Source organism: Geomonas propionica (assembly GCF_016458235.1).
Classification (GTDB): Bacteria; Desulfobacterota; Desulfuromonadia; order Geobacterales; family Geobacteraceae; genus Geomonas; species Geomonas propionica.
Map to the genome: position 1 here is coordinate 126,885 of NZ_JAEMHK010000001.1, position 16,927 is coordinate 143,811.

General features: G+C 53.8%; 17 protein-coding genes. 2 read left to right on the top strand and 15 right to left on the bottom strand.

Annotation, left to right across the window (positions count from 1 at the left end; translation table 11 throughout):
• Positions 1–191: 191 nt before the first annotated feature.
• The 3 genes from JFN90_RS00585 to JFN90_RS00595 all read right to left on the bottom strand — a co-directional run bounded on the left by JFN90_RS00585 (position 192) and on the right by JFN90_RS00595 (position 2,539).
• Positions 192–1,754: an SIR2 family protein gene (locus JFN90_RS00585; RefSeq protein WP_199393160.1), complete on the bottom strand. Its 1,563-nt coding sequence runs from the start codon at positions 1,752–1,754 to the stop codon at positions 192–194.
• Positions 1,755–1,874: 120 nt separating this feature from the next.
• A complete protein-coding gene (locus JFN90_RS00590) occupies positions 1,875–2,069 on the bottom strand; it encodes a helix-turn-helix transcriptional regulator (protein WP_199393161.1) in 195 nt (64 codons plus the stop codon).
• The gene (locus tag JFN90_RS00595) at positions 2,063–2,539 is read right to left on the bottom strand and encodes a DUF6011 domain-containing protein (RefSeq protein WP_199393162.1); all 477 of its coding nucleotides are present in this window, start codon (positions 2,537–2,539) and stop codon (positions 2,063–2,065) included. The genes JFN90_RS00590 and JFN90_RS00595 overlap by 7 nt, the downstream gene beginning before the upstream one ends.
• 397 nt (positions 2,540–2,936) lie before the next feature.
• Between JFN90_RS00595 and JFN90_RS00600 the strand changes: the two genes are divergently transcribed.
• Entirely contained in the window at positions 2,937–3,167 is a 231-nt protein-coding gene (locus JFN90_RS00600; protein WP_199393163.1) for a hypothetical protein, read from the top strand.
• A 248-nt stretch (positions 3,168–3,415) separates the two neighbouring features.
• On the opposite strand, the gene JFN90_RS00605 is transcribed toward JFN90_RS00600, so the two are convergent.
• The 11 genes from JFN90_RS00605 to JFN90_RS00655 all read right to left on the bottom strand — a co-directional run bounded on the left by JFN90_RS00605 (position 3,416) and on the right by JFN90_RS00655 (position 14,613).
• The gene (locus JFN90_RS00605; protein ID WP_199393164.1) at positions 3,416–3,745 is read right to left on the bottom strand and encodes a hypothetical protein; all 330 of its coding nucleotides are present in this window, start codon (positions 3,743–3,745) and stop codon (positions 3,416–3,418) included.
• 205 nt (positions 3,746–3,950) lie between these two features.
• Complete coding sequence (locus JFN90_RS00610; RefSeq protein WP_199393165.1) at positions 3,951–7,397, bottom strand: tape measure protein; 3,447 nt, start codon at positions 7,395–7,397, stop codon at positions 3,951–3,953.
• 116 nt (positions 7,398–7,513) lie between these two features.
• Entirely contained in the window at positions 7,514–7,903 is a 390-nt protein-coding gene (locus tag JFN90_RS00615) for a hypothetical protein (protein WP_199393166.1), read from the bottom strand.
• A 34-nt stretch (positions 7,904–7,937) separates the two neighbouring features.
• Complete coding sequence (locus tag JFN90_RS22470) at positions 7,938–8,420, bottom strand: helix-turn-helix domain-containing protein (RefSeq protein ID WP_199393167.1); 483 nt, start codon at positions 8,418–8,420, stop codon at positions 7,938–7,940.
• 124 nt (positions 8,421–8,544) lie between these two features.
• Positions 8,545–9,945, bottom strand: coding sequence for a CHC2 zinc finger domain-containing protein (locus JFN90_RS00625; RefSeq protein WP_199393168.1), 1,401 nt, complete (start codon positions 9,943–9,945; stop codon positions 8,545–8,547).
• Between the two features lie 380 nt (positions 9,946–10,325).
• Positions 10,326–12,122, bottom strand: a complete 1,797-nt coding sequence (locus JFN90_RS00630; RefSeq protein ID WP_199393169.1) for a phage/plasmid primase, P4 family — start codon at positions 12,120–12,122, stop codon at positions 10,326–10,328.
• The gene (locus tag JFN90_RS00635; protein ID WP_199393170.1) at positions 12,115–12,519 is read right to left on the bottom strand and encodes an IS1 family transposase; all 405 of its coding nucleotides are present in this window, start codon (positions 12,517–12,519) and stop codon (positions 12,115–12,117) included. The genes JFN90_RS00630 and JFN90_RS00635 overlap by 8 nt, the downstream gene beginning before the upstream one ends.
• Before the next feature lie 352 nt (positions 12,520–12,871).
• Complete coding sequence (locus tag JFN90_RS00640) at positions 12,872–13,096, bottom strand: hypothetical protein (protein WP_199393171.1); 225 nt, start codon at positions 13,094–13,096, stop codon at positions 12,872–12,874.
• A 201-nt stretch (positions 13,097–13,297) separates the two neighbouring features.
• A complete protein-coding gene (locus JFN90_RS00645; protein WP_199393172.1) occupies positions 13,298–13,465 on the bottom strand; it encodes a hypothetical protein in 168 nt (55 codons plus the stop codon).
• A gap of 47 nt (positions 13,466–13,512) precedes the next feature.
• Positions 13,513–14,094 (bottom strand): hypothetical protein, encoded by a 582-nt coding sequence (locus JFN90_RS00650; RefSeq protein ID WP_199393173.1) that lies wholly within the window; start codon positions 14,092–14,094, stop codon positions 13,513–13,515.
• 177 nt (positions 14,095–14,271) lie between these two features.
• On the bottom strand, positions 14,272–14,613 hold the full coding sequence (locus JFN90_RS00655; RefSeq protein ID WP_199393174.1) for a hypothetical protein: 342 nt from the start codon (positions 14,611–14,613) through the stop codon (positions 14,272–14,274).
• A 417-nt stretch (positions 14,614–15,030) separates the two neighbouring features.
• Here JFN90_RS00655 and JFN90_RS00660 point away from each other — a divergent pair, with 417 nt between their 5' ends.
• On the top strand, positions 15,031–15,510 hold the full coding sequence (locus tag JFN90_RS00660) for a helix-turn-helix domain-containing protein (protein ID WP_199393175.1): 480 nt from the start codon (positions 15,031–15,033) through the stop codon (positions 15,508–15,510).
• A 2-nt stretch (positions 15,511–15,512) separates the two neighbouring features.
• Here the strand turns inward: JFN90_RS00660 and JFN90_RS22475 are convergent, their stop codons facing one another.
• A complete protein-coding gene (locus tag JFN90_RS22475; RefSeq protein WP_199393176.1) occupies positions 15,513–16,775 on the bottom strand; it encodes a tyrosine-type recombinase/integrase in 1,263 nt (420 codons plus the stop codon).
• Positions 16,776–16,927 lie beyond the last annotated feature (152 nt).

Here is a 16,927-nt window from a genome sequence, read left to right on the forward strand (position 1 = left end):
TAAACAACTTTACAATTCCCTTGTAATCAACCTATTCCTTAGGTAAGATGTACGCACAGGAGGGCGCCATGTCGTGTTCGGGGTGAGCAGTTGCTGCTTGCAGGGCGACATGTGTGTCTGTATGGAGCGAAGTTAAAAGGGTTCCAGCGAGGTGAGCAGTTACTGCTTGCTGCAGCTGGAGCTCTTTTGTTTTAATGGTACTTTAACCAGTCATAGATCCTAATCGCTCTTTTTAACCCCGTCTTGAACCCTGTATCTCCCTTCGACAGTGACTGCGGATGATCCTTTAAAGTTTGGCGCAGGAAGTCGCCCAGCTCGTCGGCGTCGATGTTCTCTTGTTTCAAGTTGGGTAGTTCTTGCAGACACTTCCACGCAGGGTGATTTTTCCTGAGAGAGCCGATGGTCTCGTCTCTGAACTTACTCTTTGCCCTATTTTTGATAGCCGTGCTAGAGAGAAGATCGTCAAACTTGTTTTTCTTTGCTTGCCCTACCCGTTCAGGCACCTGGCCTTGGTATCCATTCAGGTACTTATGTACTGGCAAATTGTTACTATTGTGAGCTAGCAAAGTCGGGAGTGCGAGGTTGACGACATCGACAGCATTGAAGTCCCTATCATTAAATACGACGTCCTTATATATTTCTTCGGCAGTGAGCCCGCCGTAACCAGTTTTGCCGAATTCAGCCAAAACCCCTACCCCTACCACAATCTCGACATCCTCTAATTTTTCATCCTCAAGGTTTACAGTCCGGATCTTACCGCTAGGCTTGTTTGTCAGCACCAACTCATAGATATCCTGCTTTAAACGGCGGAGCACCGGTGCGTTGTATTTAGCTTGGTTCTCCAGCATAGCCTGGTACAACGGCTCGTATGTCTTCAACCGGATCTTCGTCATGTCGATCGACTTGCCACCCTCAAAAGCCTTCGTGTACGTCGAGATTTCTTCTGCCTCCTCGCCCTTTGCCCTCACAATAAAGAAGAGACGTTCCTTTATCTTCTCCAAGTTTTCCTTCGACAAGCATCTCACGATGGACTTCAAGATCCTTTCGATATTCGTATCGCTGATTGAGTAGCCCAGGAAAATGATAGGGTGCTCGATGAAGAATGTGAGAAGTTTGGCAGCAAGATACGCATTAGTGTCCGAGAAATCTACATAGTCCGTCTCGTTGATCACGATGGTACCAGGCTTCGTACAGCATCCGTGGATTTTGTAAATTTCAGATATTCCATGCAGAGGTGAGAAAAATAGTTCTTCCTGGCCAATGTATGGGGTGTAACTTGGGAAGCAGTCCTCAATAAAGGAGTCATAGTTAGTCGTGACAACACCGCTGATACTGCGTTTTTCGAGCTTTTTGAAAAGTTCTATCTCGGTTGCATACGCTGCAAGAGGGTTTTGTGACTTTTCTTTCATAGAACTCGCAATTTCTATTTTAAAGGGGGATATCCCTTCTTTCACCAAGTCCGCATGAAGCTTGCGGTTAGCCTCATATTCGGCAGATGTGAACCACTTTTTATTGAAGTCGTGTTCAATAAGTTCTGCGACTTTTGGGAACAAGCCTTCCTTGCACTCCATGCTTTTAGCTGCCTGAACATACATCTCATAGGCGAGTGCGTTGTCGGTGGCTTGGTTGGCAAACCTCCTGAGAAGGCCTTCCCAGTTTTCTAGGCCGATATAGCGGATCGAGAGGCCTGACCCCACGAACAGTAGCGGCTGATGATCATTTTTGATGAGGCGTTTGAGGATAGCTGCCTTCACTGGGGCCCTCCTTAAGTAGCGGACGTTTCCATAGGCCAAGGCCATAACCTTGCTGACATTTTGCTAAGACGCTTCTATCATGAAGGTGCATAAAACGCAATCGTTACCCCCTCAGGGAGATTACCCGCTCGTCGACCGCCGCACCCTCACCTGCATAAACTCCTCAACCGCTCCCTGTTCATACCGCACAGCGCCCTTACCATCCGAGAGCTTGATGAAGGGGATCCCCCCGCCGGTAACTCTCTTCCTCCTCAACCAGTGGACGGACACCCCTATCTGCTCGGCGACCTCTTTCTCGTTTAGCAGCCTCAGCATGGGGCACCTCCCTCTAGGGAGATCACAATGACCAGGGAGGGCTGCTGGTTCGGCCAGGTGATTGTCACCTGTACTTTCATGGTGCACTTCGGCGTAGCACGGGAATCGCCCAGGCACTGCTCCTCCCCAGGTCCGGATGTGGGCTCGATGGCGCCTTCAGTGTGCTCCTGCAGGAGGTCGCTGAGGCCCGGTTGCGTGGCACCGAACAGGCCAAGCTGGTTCGGGTCTACCGGAACCGCCCTCCCTTTTCGCTGAGGCAGGGGCTCCTCCAGGATCGTCTTCAACTTCTTAGCGCAGACCGGCCCGATCCCGGCAGCAATGGATGCTTCTGTTGTGAGGGGGGTATTGCAGACTCTGCAGCGGGCATCCTGGGGCGCTACGCTCGGCTCCCTTGTGCCCGCCTCCTTCCCTTTGGGGGGGTGGCTGTAGGCAGGGGTGGGGCTTGTCGTTGTGAGATTCGTGAGTGCCATTTTGGACCTCCTAGTGGGTATTTGAGGAGGAATGCCAAACGTGGCAGACAAAATACCGCCATGCAGGGGACACCAATCGGAACTACACCGATAAACGAAACCGGAAACGGCACCTGGGAACGAACACGAAAACAGCACTGTTTTGGCAAGGCGTAAATACGTATTTCATATAGATTGCAGTATTACACACAATTTACCCCTCCCGGAAAGGCCACTTTTTGCTCCGTAAATCCAAGAGTTATCCGCCCCATAGGGGCACACGAAAAAGGCCGTTCTTTTATTGGCGGAGCGACCAGTCGGGAGAGGTACCGCAACTGCCCGCCTGTACCGCTTTGCAACTATGGTGGGCTCGTCTATCATGGGGAGAAAGTCTTTCGTGGGCGGAAGGAGGAAGGGTATGGCACTCTGTGCAGAGGACCTCGAGAGGATCCGCCAAATCATCAGCGAAGAGCGCAACGCTTTAGCGCGTGAGATCGCCCGAGAGGTTGTCTCCGGGCAGCGGCGCCAAGAGTTTGCGGCTTACGACGTCACTCTTGACTTCGACCAGGTGGCAAAAATCCAACGGGCAAAACTGCGCGAACGCCAGCGAGCCAAGCGTGCAACAAAGGCGGCAGCAAAAGGGGTCTAGTAGCAGATAAAAGCGAGGGACTATGCTCTCAACAGAAGATTTGAAGGCTATCGAAGTTGTGGTACGCCGCGTTGTTCGTGAGGAATTGGCAAGCGCAAGGCGCGGCGAAGACCTCGCAGACGATGAGGAATATCTTGTCGCCACGACTACCCCGCAAGAGCGCAAGGCCATGGCGCGACTAGAGACGAGCGGCCCAGGTTGCAGCGCAGAAAGCAGCCGCAAAAGAAAAGGACCGCACGCTAAGTCATTTAATCATTGTCCTCCCGAAGTATGCGCAGCAAAGACTTGCGTCTAGGCTTTTTAATATTGGTCTCGGCCATTACGAAAGCGGTTATGTCTTTCGGGAAAACTCGCCACGGTGCGGCAGGTCCGCTGCGGTACGCCGGGATATTCTTCCACGCTACCCGCTCACGGAGCCAGTTCAGTTCTACGTGGCAAATCTCCGCAGCATCCCGCAGCAGCAATGGCGTCTTCGTACTGTAATTCACCTCCGCAGTTAAAGCGGTTACTTTACGGTCAAGATCTTCAAGTTTGGCCAATATCTTCGTGAGAACCTCACCGTTGTCCAGATTCCCCATATCCACCTCCAAGCAAAGGCAGGGGCTTTAAAAGCCCCTCCCAAACACAGAATGGTATCATATCAGAGCTAGAATCTGCCGCTACGAGGTGGCTGCCACCTTCTCTCCGCGTTCGGGTTCGCCCGCGTAACGACAAGCGCTATCCTCAGCGCAGAACGCCACCCTCCACATCTATCTACCATAAAGCCTTTGCTGGTCAGGAGGTTCATGTTGTCCTCAGGCCAACTTCCTGCAGGATGTCCAGCATGGCTCGCGCGTCCCGCTTCGAGAACTCTCCGGCGGCCACTTGGCCGGAGGGGGCCACCAGCTCAATCCGCGTCGTCGACTTCTCGGCGGGCTCGGGCACGGACACCCTGCCTCCGGTGGAAAAGGCAACCCCAGGCATGGGGATGTCGGGCATGACAGGAGCATTAAACCCCGCCAACCGCTGCTGAATTTCCTGCCCGGCCTGCGTCCACGGCTCATTGACCGCGGCCATGAAGCTATCGCCCCAGAAATCCGCCGCCTCATTTTGCACAAACCATTCTCCCGGTCTCGCCCACACCTGCAGGGTGTCGTAGAGGGAATTCCCAGGGAAGCGCCCCCCGCGGTTGAAGCCGACCTTTCTGCCGGCTCCGGAATCGGTAGTGGCGGAGTCGGTGTTCTTAGCTGCAGCCGCCTCTTCCGCCAGGTTCTTCATCTTGATTTCGTGGATCGTCTTCGCGTTCGCTATGGCTTTATTGAGGGAGTCGGCGGACTGCTGATCGTTCAACTCGACGGCCTGACGCAGCTTCTGGTTCAGGTCCTGGATCTGCTGCTCGTAGTGCTTTGTTTCCAGGGCGGACTTCGACAGGGTGAGGTCATCGAGTTCGCCCTGCAGGCTCGCGACGGTGTATTTGATGGCGTCGCGGAATGACTCCACGATACCCTTCAAGCGCTCGATCTGCCCCTTGACTTTATCCAAGGTGGCATTGTCCAGAAGCTTGAAATTACGAATGGCCTCTTCAGCCGCCCTTATCGTCCCCGGCGTTGCGCCGGTCAGTTTTTCCATAGCTTCGCCTAGTGTCATTGCAGAAACCTTCTGTTTCAGGAAATCCGCCTCAACCTGCTTGGCGTTCACCGAAATCATCTGCAGGTTCTTGATAGTCGGGCCCCAGACCGCACCGGATAGCATACCGGCCTGTTCGGCAGCCTTGCCCATCTCGAAGGCTTCTTTCTCTGCTTGCTTGGCGGCAGCCGCAACCGACTTGATCGAATCTTCGAGAACCAGGGGTAGCTTGTTCATCCCGGCAAACGCGTTGTAGGCCGCGTTGGACAACTGCTTCAGCGAGGCGGCTCCGTTGTTGTAGGCGTTGTCCCACAGAGCGAACCAGCTGGCGGCATAGGCTCGCTGCTGCTGGAGAGACTCATGGTCCGCCTTATTGCGTTTTTCAAGCTCCGCCCGGTGTAAGTCGGTTATTGCTGCCTCGTTCTCTTTGACTAGATTTCCGCGGGCGATAAGCAACTGGTTGTAGCTCGTCTCGTACTGCCGGTCAGCCTCAGTTTTAGTAGCCAGGGCCTTTTGGTATTCCAGAGCCTGCGTTTGCGGGTTGATATCCGCGAGTTGCTGGGCTCGAATCGTTTTAACCTTTTCGAGGTAATCCGTTTCGGCTGCCAGCCGCAAAACGGCGGCCTCTTTTACCGAAACAGTTCCGTTGGCGCAGTATTTTTGAATGTCAAGCAACTCCCTGTCCCTAACATTCTTATATTCGGTGGCTGTCTTAGCGTACTCTTTAGCCTTTGTCTCCTCAGCTAGCTTGTTTTCCTGGACGATGAGTTTGTTGCTTTCTTTCTGTGCCGCTATCTGAGCCGCTAATGCCTTCTTGTACTCCTCGGTCCCCTTGAGTCCAGCAACCGTCAGTGCATTTACCCTTTGCTCGGCGGCTTTCAATTCTTCAGATGCTTGAGCTTTTTGCAGTGCAAGGATCTGGCTTGCCCCTTGCTGTTCGGAAATAAGTCGTTGCGCTATTTTATTTTCAATCATTGCAATTTCAGCTTGCATCTGTGTATTTGCTACTTGCAGCGCAGTTTCCTTGATCTTATTAGCTACCAAGGCGCTGCTTGCCATTTTTTCAAGCTCAAGTTGCTCAAGTTCAACCTTCTCTTGTTGCTTCAATTTGACCCATTCGACGCTGCCCTCTTTCACCGTTTTAAGCTGGTTCGCAAAATGCGTAGTAATGATCTTTTTCTTTTCTTCGTACTCTTCCTTGTATTTAGCAGTAAGTCGAGTTTCTTCATTCGCGATAGTCTTAATATAGTCCTCTTGCGCTTTCTTGTTAGCATTCAGCGCGTCTTCTGACTCTTTCTGCCGGCGGGCATCGTTACGGGCCTTCTCGTCAGCCAGTTCCCTATCCGTCTTATAGAAGTGCTGGTTTGAGCCTACTAAGCCATCCAATGTTTCAATGAATGTCTGTTTAATCCCAGCGAGGTTGGCGGATAGTCGAGCCCTGCCCTCAGCGCTGAATATGCTCCCGCTCAATATAGCCTTGCCAACTTCTACCAAGGCGAAGGCAAAGCCGAAGACCGCGCTAGTCCCAGCCTTGTATAGATTTACCAGGTAAGATACATACTCGATCATTCCCCCTAATACTGACAAAACCACATTGACGGCCGGGCCAAGATCCTTTCCAAATGCAGCAGCGTTAAGAAATACCTCATTTTTCAGTCGAGCCATTTCTCCAGCTGTCCCTTTCGCCGCTTCGGCTGCTTCTGCGCCAAAAGCTTTCCGGCCGACCTCCGCGACCTTGGGCCACACCTCATTTGCCAGCAATTCCCCATTACTGATCATCTGCATTATTTCGGGACGTGTTTTCCCCATAGACTCCGCAAGCATCTCAAATATGGGAACACCAGCCTCGGCTATGATCTTTACGTCTTCGAGCTCTACTTTGCCCTTATTGATGCTTTGGGTTATTTGTGTCCATGCCCCGCTGGTGCGGTCTGCAGACAATTTCAACCCGGCAAACATTTCACTGAATCCAGTGAACATTCTCCGTGCGGCTTCGCCTTCCATTGACGTGTTACGTGTGGCTACCGCCAACTGGCTGAATGAGTCAGCTGATGTTTTGACGTCCAGGCTTAACCGATTGGACTCCGCTGCTACGAATTTGAAAGCATACCCGGCTTCCTCCGCAGACCCCGTTGAGGCTTTAAGCGTAGCGGACAGGCTTTGCACCTTCATGGAGGCATCAACCGACTGTCGTACCAGATCCGCGAAGCTCAAGGCCCCAAAACTCGCGAAGAGGCCGCCAAGTACGTCCTTCAGGCTCCCGAATGTACCGCCAAGCTTCTTATGACCCGCATCGGCTTCTTCAGCAGAGTGACGCACCACCTTTAGCTGCTGGTCCAGGTTATCCAGCTCTTTATGGTAGGCGACCTGTGCGCGCTTGATGTCATCGGCAGAGGCTACGCCAGAGGTCTTGATCTGGTTGAAGGCGTCCAGCATTTTTGCCTTCTCGGTCTCGATATTCAGGGCGCTCTTTAGGTTCAGCGTCTGGAACGCTCCCTGGATATTGGCGAGGTCCGCCAAGGCTTCCTTCCCGAGGAGCGCGAAGGCCTGTACGGCCTTTTCCATGGTGGCAGAAAAGGCGTCTTCGGCTGCAATCCTCAATGTAATTGTATTTTCGGCGGTCATGTCACTCTCCTATCCATTTCTCAAATATCGACCAGCAGAGTGCTGTGCGATGTAGCAGCCCTGGACCGACTCCTTCAACCGGTCCAAGGCTGTGTGGCGCAAAACGTAGTCAGGCGCTAAGAAGCTGTATCCATGCTCCCACGATCGACTTGAGGCAATGATGCCACAAACACCTCCATGAAGTTCGTCAGAGTCGACTGGAGTATTCTTTCCACAATGCTGTCCAGCTTGAGCGCCTTTGCGGTCGTGAAAAAAACTGGATTGGTGCGCTTGAACGCCTTGAACAACTCCTCGAGATCGCCGGAATAGATGTCTGTGGTGAGCAGCTGGTCGAGGTCCACACCCAGCACCAGGGGGACCAGGCCCTTTAACTTGTTCATCACCTCGGAAAGGGGAAGGTCCATGATGGACGTTTCGCCCTGCAGCAGGCGGTAAACCTGACCCGCGCTGATTTCCGAGATGGTCAAATTCATTCCGCCAATAGTGATTGTTTCCTGTTTTCGCATTTGTTTCTCCTTTGTAATTTTGTTATTTTTTTGTTCACACGCAAGGATCGTACTCTGAGCCCTGCATAAAGACTTCGACCACCGATCTTGGCACTCTCAACCCGCGGCGTCCGCCAAACCGAAATGCCGGCTTTAGGTCGCCCTGGTCGATAAGGTTGTAGATGTGTTGCCGAGAGACTCTCATATGGGCTGCAATTTCCGAGACCCTGAGCATGTCCTCTTTTCTGTAGATCTGCGTTGGCACCTCCCCCTCCTTCTTCAATGGCGTGTGATAACCTCTGCTTCTGTAACTGCTGTTTCCAGCCCAGACCTTTCCAATTGCCCAGTCATACCAGCTAAAATGTTCCGTTACTTCGTCACCTTCGCCCATATGTGCAACAGCCGACATCCACCAGAATGCGCCCCCGCTCAATACGGTAATAGTCAGAACACCAAAGTGGGCACCCATCTGCCAGGCAGCGCTTCCCCTTACCACTACCTTGCCGGGTAATAGGACATATTTTTTCCCGGGCTTCACGCGCAGACAACAAGCTCCCGACCCTAAACCTTCTCCCAACCATACGACCTCTCCCTCATTGCATCTAAGCCAATGAGCAGGGGCACCCTGCCCCCCATTGGCTATGTTCACAGGTTTGGAATGCTCAGCATCCGCCTCCCGCTCTTTTATACAATTCCCATGCTGCAAGGTGTCGCGCCCGCCACACCTCCAACGTCTCCAAAAGGGCGGCTTCGTCCTCTGCAGCATAAGCATCGTCTAGCTGCTTACCGACCTCCACCAACTCTTTTACCAGCAGTGGGTGCTTTTGATTCAGCCACGCTTCGGCGCCGATCGGACGGGCCACGACCACTCCTTTTACTGTGCTGCTGAGAAGCACCTGAAGCCTTTCCCTATCGAAGGCTGGCACAGGAGCTGTTCCCTCTTCCTGCCCCCAGAAGCTAACTGTCATCGCCGGCGGCAGCCCTGCAAGTACCCACGCTCTTAGATTGACGCCTGCCGCATACGCCTCCCCCGGGTCTTTCCCCTTGGGGACGGGCCATCGCCGAGCTGTGAAGGGGAAGGTGTCCTCCCACCATCGTGAGGCCTTTGCTCCTGGAGCATGAACTTTGCCGCCCCGCACCTCACCGTCAAAATCCATGGCCACCAAAATGCGCAGGCTCCTGCTGAGCAATTCGTAAACCGATGCCTTCGGGTGTATCGAGCAGGAGCCCAACGGTACCGCTCCCACCAGGTCGCCAGCTACACAATCAACCAGCAGCCCGTCTAGATCGCTTTCCACTACGCAATGTGCCCTGGCTTCTGAGTTGAGACAGAGGATGTCGGTGCCGCTGCCGTCGACCCACATATAGCGTGGGTCTTTCGGGCCGGTGACCTTCGCCTTGCGGTACCGCAGCCTGTGCACCCTGCCATCGATGAACCAGGGGATCAGGATTCCCTGCTGGAATGCCATTGTCTTGATCCAGCGCTGCTCCTCGTTGTGCCACTTGTCCGGCAGCCCCCAAGCCCGCCGGCTTTTGAACTCCATTTCTGGAATCCACCCGAGGCGGTACTTTTTGACGGCATTCTGCGGGAGCCCCCTCCCAGCAAGGTATGCTAGCTGCTCCACGTTCCCCAGGAGGCGCTGGTGGCACAGGGCAACATATTCCTGTGCTCGGTCTTGCCACTTTGCGTCCGGATCCTCCGCCATGGTCGGCGTGTATCCCTTAACCTCTCGAGGAGGGGCAGGCGTTGAGCGATCATCCCGCCGTAGCCTCGCCTTTCCTTCCCCCCTAGAGCACTTTGACCATGCAGGGCATTCCGGAGTTTCACAGCGGATCCCCGCTTCGCGGTGGGCCTCGGGGCAGCTGAGGTTTTCCATTTCTCGAAGCAGCCTGATCACGTCGGCATTGAAGCCACAGGAGTAGCAGTGCCCAAAGCCCTTAGCCGTATTGACCACGAACCGGTCGCTGTCCGCAGCGCCTCCACACTTGGGACAGGGGCCCACCATATTTTTCCCGGACTTCCGCAGATGAACGTATTCCTGGACCAGATCAAGAAAGGTCATGGCTTATTCCCAAAACTCAGTTTTTACGGATGGGAATAATGGGAATAAAAAAGGGCATAAGCATTAACGTTCTGTTTTTGCTACTTTATTTTGCTCTATGCTTTGTTTTATTCTCTTTATTCCTAAAGTCACATAAGTTGAAAACTTTTTTAGGATGAATAGATAAACAAGCTTCAAGTTGGATGCTGCACATAGATTCCGCGCACGCGTGCGAGATTGCGAGACTTTCGGAATAATGGGCATAAATCAGGAATAGCCCTTATATTTACCTGAGTTAGGAGTATTCCTTAAATTATGCCCATATTCCCTTTTTTCTCGGATGGGCATAATCTGTACCCTCTCCCCCTCTCGGCCAGCCCGTCAGATGGAATCAGCGGAGCCTAAGGCACCACCAGCTTGAGGCCGTACACACGCTTCGTTCCCCCTGTAGACCTCTTGTCAGGGCTTTCATACCCCTTGCTCTTGAGGTCCGCAGAAACCTTTTTGCTCGAGGGTATGAACTTGGCATCCTTGCCGTCCTTATCGATGCACTCTTCCTCGCAGTACCAGCGCACGAACGCCCCGTAGAGCAGGCTGTAGACCTCCCATTGCTCCGGCCCTGCTTGTTCGCAGCAGTCGGCAATAAACCTGCCAACGTAGTCCTCCGCGTTCCGGAGTTCCTCAACGGCGTTACGGATCGACTCCGGCGGATTCAGCTTGCCGTCTGCCTGCCACTGCGCGCACCCCCTCACCAACCAGGCCAAAATTCCCGGAAGCTCTTTCACCAGCCGATCCTTCAGGCCCCGGTCCTTGAGGCGGTAGAACTCCGCGTTCGGTGGGTCCTCTTGCGCCTTGGCCTCCGGATCGTCCACGAACCGGTAAGGGAAGGTGATATACAACAGGCGCTCCCGCAGCGCGAAATCCTTGGTGAGCCCTTCGGGGACGCTGTTGGTACGGAGAAAGAGCTTGTGCGTCGGGCGGAAGTTGGTGTCGTGCTTATCGTACAGAAGGCGAGCGTTGAGGGTGTCGCTGCCGGTGAGCTCCTTCACGCGGGCACAGCTAATGCGGCGCCCTTGATCGGTCTCTGAAGCGGCACAGATTCGGCGCCCCTTTAGGGCGACGATGTCGGGCGACGCTCCGGCGCTGGAGCGTGCGTTCTTGCTCTCCAGTAGAAGTTCTGCCTGGATGGTCCAGTACAGCGGCCCAATGATCATCTCCAGGATCTCAAACAGGACCCCCTTACCATTGCGGCCGGGCCCCATGAACACGGCAATGAACTGTTCGATAGAGTGACCAGTAATCCCGTAACCGAAGAGGGTCGGCAAGAAACTGAGGATCTCGGGATCCGGCTGGATCGATGCAAGAAACTTTTCCCATTCTGGGCAGGGCTCGTCGAAACCTCGGTACTCCACCGGGCATGCCTTTGTGAGCCAATCACCAGGGACGCCCGGTCGCAGCTCGCCCGTCCGAAGATCGATGATCCCGTTCTTACATGGCAGTAACCAGGGCTGCTGGTCCAGCTCATCGCCGCTGATCGCCAGGGGATGTTCTACGATGTGGGCCCACTCGGCACACTTTGAAGCACCGTTGATGGCCCGCAGCCGGTCGATACGGCGGTGGTATGCCTTCTGCTCAGTGATCAGCGCACCGAGCTCAGCAGCTGCTGCCTTTAACATGTTGTCGAGCTCGGCAGATGCCAGCTTGGCAGATTCATACTGCTGCTCAGCCTCGGGAAACCCTTCCCCCTTCTTGACGGCCTCCTTAATCGCCTTCTCTGCGTCGGCCACCAAGCTGGCAGCGACTTTTGCACGAGCTTTCAGCTCACGCAGATCGCCCCCATGCTGATCAATGGTGGGCTGTAAGGCATCGCCGGCTTCCTTGTAGGCCAGAGCGACCTTTTCGACGGCCCGAAGGTATTCCTGGTACACGTCCTGCTCCCAGAAGTGGCCTGAAAACTTCAGCCATTCCTGGCTCTTCTTGACGTACACAAACGTTCCCCGGTGGATCCTGCTGTAGAGGATTCCATCGCCGCGCTCGTTGTTGGCGAGACACTGGCGCACCAGGTCGCGATCCACTGGGCTTTCTTTCGAAGGGGTATCTGCAGGAAAGGGCAGGAGCTCCCTTTCCTCTTGAACTCGGGATTGGACTTCTGCGGTAATTTCTGTAAGGGTCTGCGGCAAAGAGGAGACTTCAGGCATCGACGCCCCCCCTCATGGGTTTTGCCTTCTTCGCCCATAGGTACGCAGCGCTTACAGATATCCCGAGTTGAGGAGCTATGCGATTAACGTTGACGCCACATCCAGCCATGAAAAGGAGGAGGTACAGTGCGCGGAACTCGATGCCTAGCCCGCTGAGAACGGTTCCGGTGAGGGCGGAAAAGGTTTTGTTGCAGGATTCATCTGAGCATTTCACCCTGCCAAGCCCCCAGAACGTAGCAAGCTTTCTCTCGCTCACCACTTCGCGGCCACATTCGGGGCAATGTGCGCCATGCAGGTGCAGCTTCCGTAGGAACCAAGCCCTGCAGGCATCCTCGTCTAAGACGTCCACAGTGAACTCGCTTTTGAGTTCCAATACTATGTCACCAACTGTCTTCACGTAGAAACTCCTCCAGGATCTAAAACAGCAGGAACTAGGCGCGGAATTACATTTTTCCGCCAACTTCATAAAATCTATGTGGACTCAGACATTGAGGGTACAATTACCCGCAAGCCAAGGGGTCCCGGGAAGGACCCGCGCTGTTCATATTTTGCACATTTGCCGTTTCACTACAGGTATAGGCGCAGGCGATGCTGCCGCACACAAGCCAATTCCATCTTGTAAACCGACACGTGTCCAATAATGTCCCCGAACAATTGGCGCGTGATTCTATCCTGCTGATCGGGACTCACTGTCAGGGGGCGTGGGGGATTGCCCTTGACGTACTCGACAGGCAGCCAAAGGCCAACTGTCAGTCGAAGCGCACCCTGTCGAGGTCGTCATTCAGGTCTGCCATTTTCTCCACTGCATCTGTCATGGCCAGGACAAACCCATCGAGGTTGATACCGACCGATCCGATGTTGTCTACCATCGCCTTGAACGACTGAGTGAGAAACTCAACCTTAGCCAACTCTTGCACGTACCGCTGATGGATTTCCTGAATTGCCTCTCTGACAGCTACCTTCTCCTTTGCCATCTTGGTCTCCTCCTTAAGTAGTGCTCAAGCCGAGCATGTAACTGAACTGGTCAGATTAGCGGCACATAGCCGGGGTCTCTCTGACCTTGCCCCTGGTAGGCCATGAAGGAGTCCGCCCCACCCTGAGAGATGTCGAGGGCGGAAGACCTCCCCCCACCTATGACCTCCTGTGCTCGGTTGGGGGAGGGATGAACGCCGGGACTAAACCGAACCCTGGGCGCGCTTCAACTTATCTTCTCGCTTTTGTGCTGCAGCTTGCTCCAAACGCTGGATGTGTGCCTGAATAGACGCTATTTCTCTTCGAAGCCTATCAACTTCCCACCCCAGACGGTCCTCATCCCATGCATCATCAAAGTAAAGTACAGACATTTGAAACCTCCCCTTGCTAGGATTTGCGATTTTGGTTGCTGCCGCGATCAACTGAGATGCTGGTTTTCCAAATCAGCGGCCAAGTCATTCCATGCTCCGTCGAACAAACCTACTCCTTTGTAGAACTCATCCCTCACTTTGCCGTTTAAGAAATGAGTATCTGCATCCTGTGCGCCTCCAAACGCCACCAGCCCGCTCATCTTGTAAGCCGTATATGCTCGCCGTAAAGCAGGAACGGCTTGGGCCAGTTCAGCTGCCATTACCGCTTGACAGGTTGCTTCTCTCGCCGTCTTAACTTGGCCCTTGTAGGAGTCCACTTTTTTTTGACCTGCTGTGATGTCTTTTTCTACGACTTCCAGGGACGCGGCAAACAGCTTCACTCGCCCCTCCGTCCGGTCTACTTTAGCCTCCGAGGCTTCTATGTCCGCCTCGGTGCATTTGCCCCCGGCGAACTTGATCACCAAGCGCGTTTGCGCTTCTTTTTCTGCGGACAGCGCCTCTTCGGCTTCTTGCTTCAACCGCAACAGCTCGGCTTGCTTGCCCTGGAGGGATGCCAGCTGCTGTTCCGCCTGCGACAGCTCCTCTTTCTTCTCTTTCAGGTTTTTCTTGATGTTCTCCATCGTTTCCATCGGAACGTCCTCCAGTGTTATTTTGTGAGCCAGGTTAGCGGCACGTGGCCGGGGTCTCCCTGGTCAAGCCCCTGATAGACCATTTGAGGTGAACGTAAATTCATCGCCTGCCTATGCGATGAACACCTCCCAACCCCTATGGTCTACCTATCTCGGGGTCAAGAGGCCGAACAACCCTCAGGCGGCCTTCCTCGCCTTGTAATCTGCAAAAACTACCTTGGCCTCTGCCGGGAATGCGATGCGCATGCAGCACAGAACAAAAAAGGAGGCTCCGCTCTTCCTTTGAGCGACCTCCTTCATCAATGCCAACTTTTGGGCCGCATTGGCTGCAGCCAGCTCAACAGCAATATGATCGACCGGCATGCCAGCGCCGTGAACTGCCACACCATTCAGCACCTTAAGTATCAAGTGGGCGCAGTGCACCGGAGCCATTCCTTTGTCCAAGATCTGCTCGATCTGGGAAAGCTTCACCTCTGCTGCTTGCTTGGTTGTTGTCGAACGATATGTACGGTTGCGCATTTTGCTCTCCTGTTGAGTCGCCTGGATGATAGGCACTGGAAACCTGCCAGGTACAGGCTTGTCGGGCTGCAGACCCTATCCAGCGCCTTGCGGCCTCACTGCCGCGCCCTGCTTACTCGCTAGTAGAACGCCTGATTCTGTTTTGCATGAAGTCCTCAACCGCTCGCGGGTCATACCGGACCCCAGAGCGGAGTTCATTTCCCATTTTCAAGTAGGGTATACCGCCGCCCGTAAGCCTCTTACGACGAAGCCATGCCAGGGACATTCCGATTTGCTCGGCAACCTCTTTTTCATTCAGCAGTTTGCTGACCATAGGGCACCCCCCTTCGTTTTCCGTTGAATACGATTACAATCGTATGTACGATAGTAATCGTAGTTAGCAAAGGTTGTCAACGATTAAAATCGTAGGGGTGAAAAATGTGTGCACGCTTGGCCGGTGGAGGGGAAACACCTGAGAGGGTTATACAGTTGTTGAAGGATGAAGTAGCTAGAACCAGCCAGGCGGCAACGGCTCGCGCGACCGGTTTAACTCTAAGGGGAGTACAAAATTATTTGAAGGGAATCGGCGAGCCCACAACCGCCACTCTGGAAAAGCTCGCTCATTATTTTGGAACTTCAGTTACTTGGTTACGGGGAAACACTGACGATTGCGGACCGGTATCCGACGAACGCATTGATACACTTTCAGATGTCATGTTAGAGCGCATGAAGGAAATGCTTGAACTTTACGAGGTTGTGCCTGAGAAATTCAGAAACTTGTATCATCTCCTTGTACATCGTGAAATGCGTGCAATACAAGGAACGTATCGTATCTTTGGGATGCGTAACCGCGATAAGCCCAAAGTTAAAGAGATGGCGGAATACATAGACAAAATATCTAGAACTATAGTGATGTGAAGCTACAACGACCGAATGCCAATAGAAGGCAGAACCAGCACGTTGCCACCCAACCTGCACCCCATTAACCGCTCGATTTCGTTAGCAATGGCCTGCAGAGGGGCCCTCAGATCATCTACGTCTGTGCAATCGTAATGTTTCCCCGTCACAGTTCCATCTGAATGGTTCGTCAGTTTGTCGATGTCTTGCCGGCGCAGCTTCAGCCGTTCCCCCACAGTTGTGAAGGACCTACGCAATCCGTGCACTGTAAGCTTAAGCCCGGTCTTGAACTGGAGGAGGTCGGCTTTCAGGGCAATGTGGCCAGTTTTGCTGGCGTGGTTGGCATTGAGCGAAGGGAACACAAAGGGGTTGCCTTCTGGATTCTCTGCCCGTCTCCGCTTCAAGATCCCCAGGGACTGCCGAGAAAGAGGAACCTTTAACGACTGATTATTTTTCGTGTCTGGAAGAACAAGATTTGCCTCCACCAGGTCAACATGCTCCCACCTGAGCCCCGCCGCCTCCCGGTTCCGCAAGCCGTGGTATAGACAGAACACGTAACAGTCCTGCGTGATCTCATTGAAAGACCTGAGACCTTCCCTGAAGACCTTAAAGTCATTTCCCCTCAAGCAGTCATCCCGGCTGGCGGTCTTTGGCCATAAGCCAGCGATACCGATCACGGAGCAGGGATTCACCGGCATCGCCGCCGGGTACTTCACCTTTGCGTAATTTAGTATCGCCTGGAGCTTACCAAAGTTGTTCTTCGCCGACATTCTCCCATGGGTCTTTTCGATCTGCTTGAACCGGTCTATGATCACATCGGCGGGGATCTTGCTAACCTCGGTGAGCGGCAAGTCCATCCAAGTGGAAAACTTGACCGGAATCTCTGACCGGTACGCGTGCTCAGATCGCGGCTTAAGCGTTTTATCCGCCAAATGTATGTCCATCATTTTGGCCAGTGTCGGCACGTTGGAAGGAACTACAGGCCGCCCATCCCGGAGCTGCTGCAGGAGCAACCGCGCCTTCCCACGGGCCTCATCAGGAGTCAATTCGCCAAAGGCCCCTACCTTGGCCTTACGGGTGACGTATTTTCCCTTTGCTGGGTCCATTACGTCCGCCTGGACGTAGAAGACGCGGGCCCCTTTCTGCTTCACTCCCCCCTTGTCCAGGAAGTCGGCGGACACTCTCAGCAAGAAGCCCCTCAACTCGGTATCGAAATAATCCACCCTCCCCGATCCCGGCGGCACAATCTGCCTTATCTCGCGCAATGTCAGGTTGATCTTCGGCACGACACCCTCTCCTTTTCCTACCCATGATCAGGTACCCGCAACGCGGGTAGGATATGGGGAGGTCGAGAAATAAAAAAACCGCTAAAGCTGTACTAAACCTTAGCGGTCATTCGGGCGGAATGTCAACCTTAAATTCCTGATAATACAAATGT

Bases quoted from the DNA above. Each gene is read 5' to 3' on its own strand.
- JFN90_RS00590 (WP_199393161.1), bottom strand. From the start codon at position 2,069: ATGCTGAGGCTGCTAAACGAGAAAGAGGTCGCCGAGCAGATAGGGGTG.
- JFN90_RS00595 (WP_199393162.1), bottom strand. From the start codon at position 2,539: ATGGCACTCACGAATCTCACAACGACAAGCCCCACCCCTGCCTACAGC.
- JFN90_RS00600 (WP_199393163.1), top strand. From the start codon at position 2,937: ATGGCACTCTGTGCAGAGGACCTCGAGAGGATCCGCCAAATCATCAGC.
- JFN90_RS00605 (WP_199393164.1), bottom strand. From the start codon at position 3,745: ATGGGGAATCTGGACAACGGTGAGGTTCTCACGAAGATATTGGCCAAA.
- JFN90_RS00610 (WP_199393165.1), bottom strand. From the start codon at position 7,397: ATGACCGCCGAAAATACAATTACATTGAGGATTGCAGCCGAAGACGCC.
- JFN90_RS00615 (WP_199393166.1), bottom strand. From the start codon at position 7,903: ATGCGAAAACAGGAAACAATCACTATTGGCGGAATGAATTTGACCATC.
- JFN90_RS00625 (WP_199393168.1), bottom strand. From the start codon at position 9,945: ATGACCTTTCTTGATCTGGTCCAGGAATACGTTCATCTGCGGAAGTCC.
- JFN90_RS00630 (WP_199393169.1), bottom strand. From the start codon at position 12,122: ATGCCTGAAGTCTCCTCTTTGCCGCAGACCCTTACAGAAATTACCGCA.
- JFN90_RS00640 (WP_199393171.1), bottom strand. From the start codon at position 13,096: ATGGCAAAGGAGAAGGTAGCTGTCAGAGAGGCAATTCAGGAAATCCAT.
- JFN90_RS00645 (WP_199393172.1), bottom strand. From the start codon at position 13,465: ATGTCTGTACTTTACTTTGATGATGCATGGGATGAGGACCGTCTGGGG.
- JFN90_RS00650 (WP_199393173.1), bottom strand. From the start codon at position 14,094: ATGGAAACGATGGAGAACATCAAGAAAAACCTGAAAGAGAAGAAAGAG.
- JFN90_RS00655 (WP_199393174.1), bottom strand. From the start codon at position 14,613: ATGCGCAACCGTACATATCGTTCGACAACAACCAAGCAAGCAGCAGAG.
- JFN90_RS00660 (WP_199393175.1), top strand. From the start codon at position 15,031: ATGTGTGCACGCTTGGCCGGTGGAGGGGAAACACCTGAGAGGGTTATA.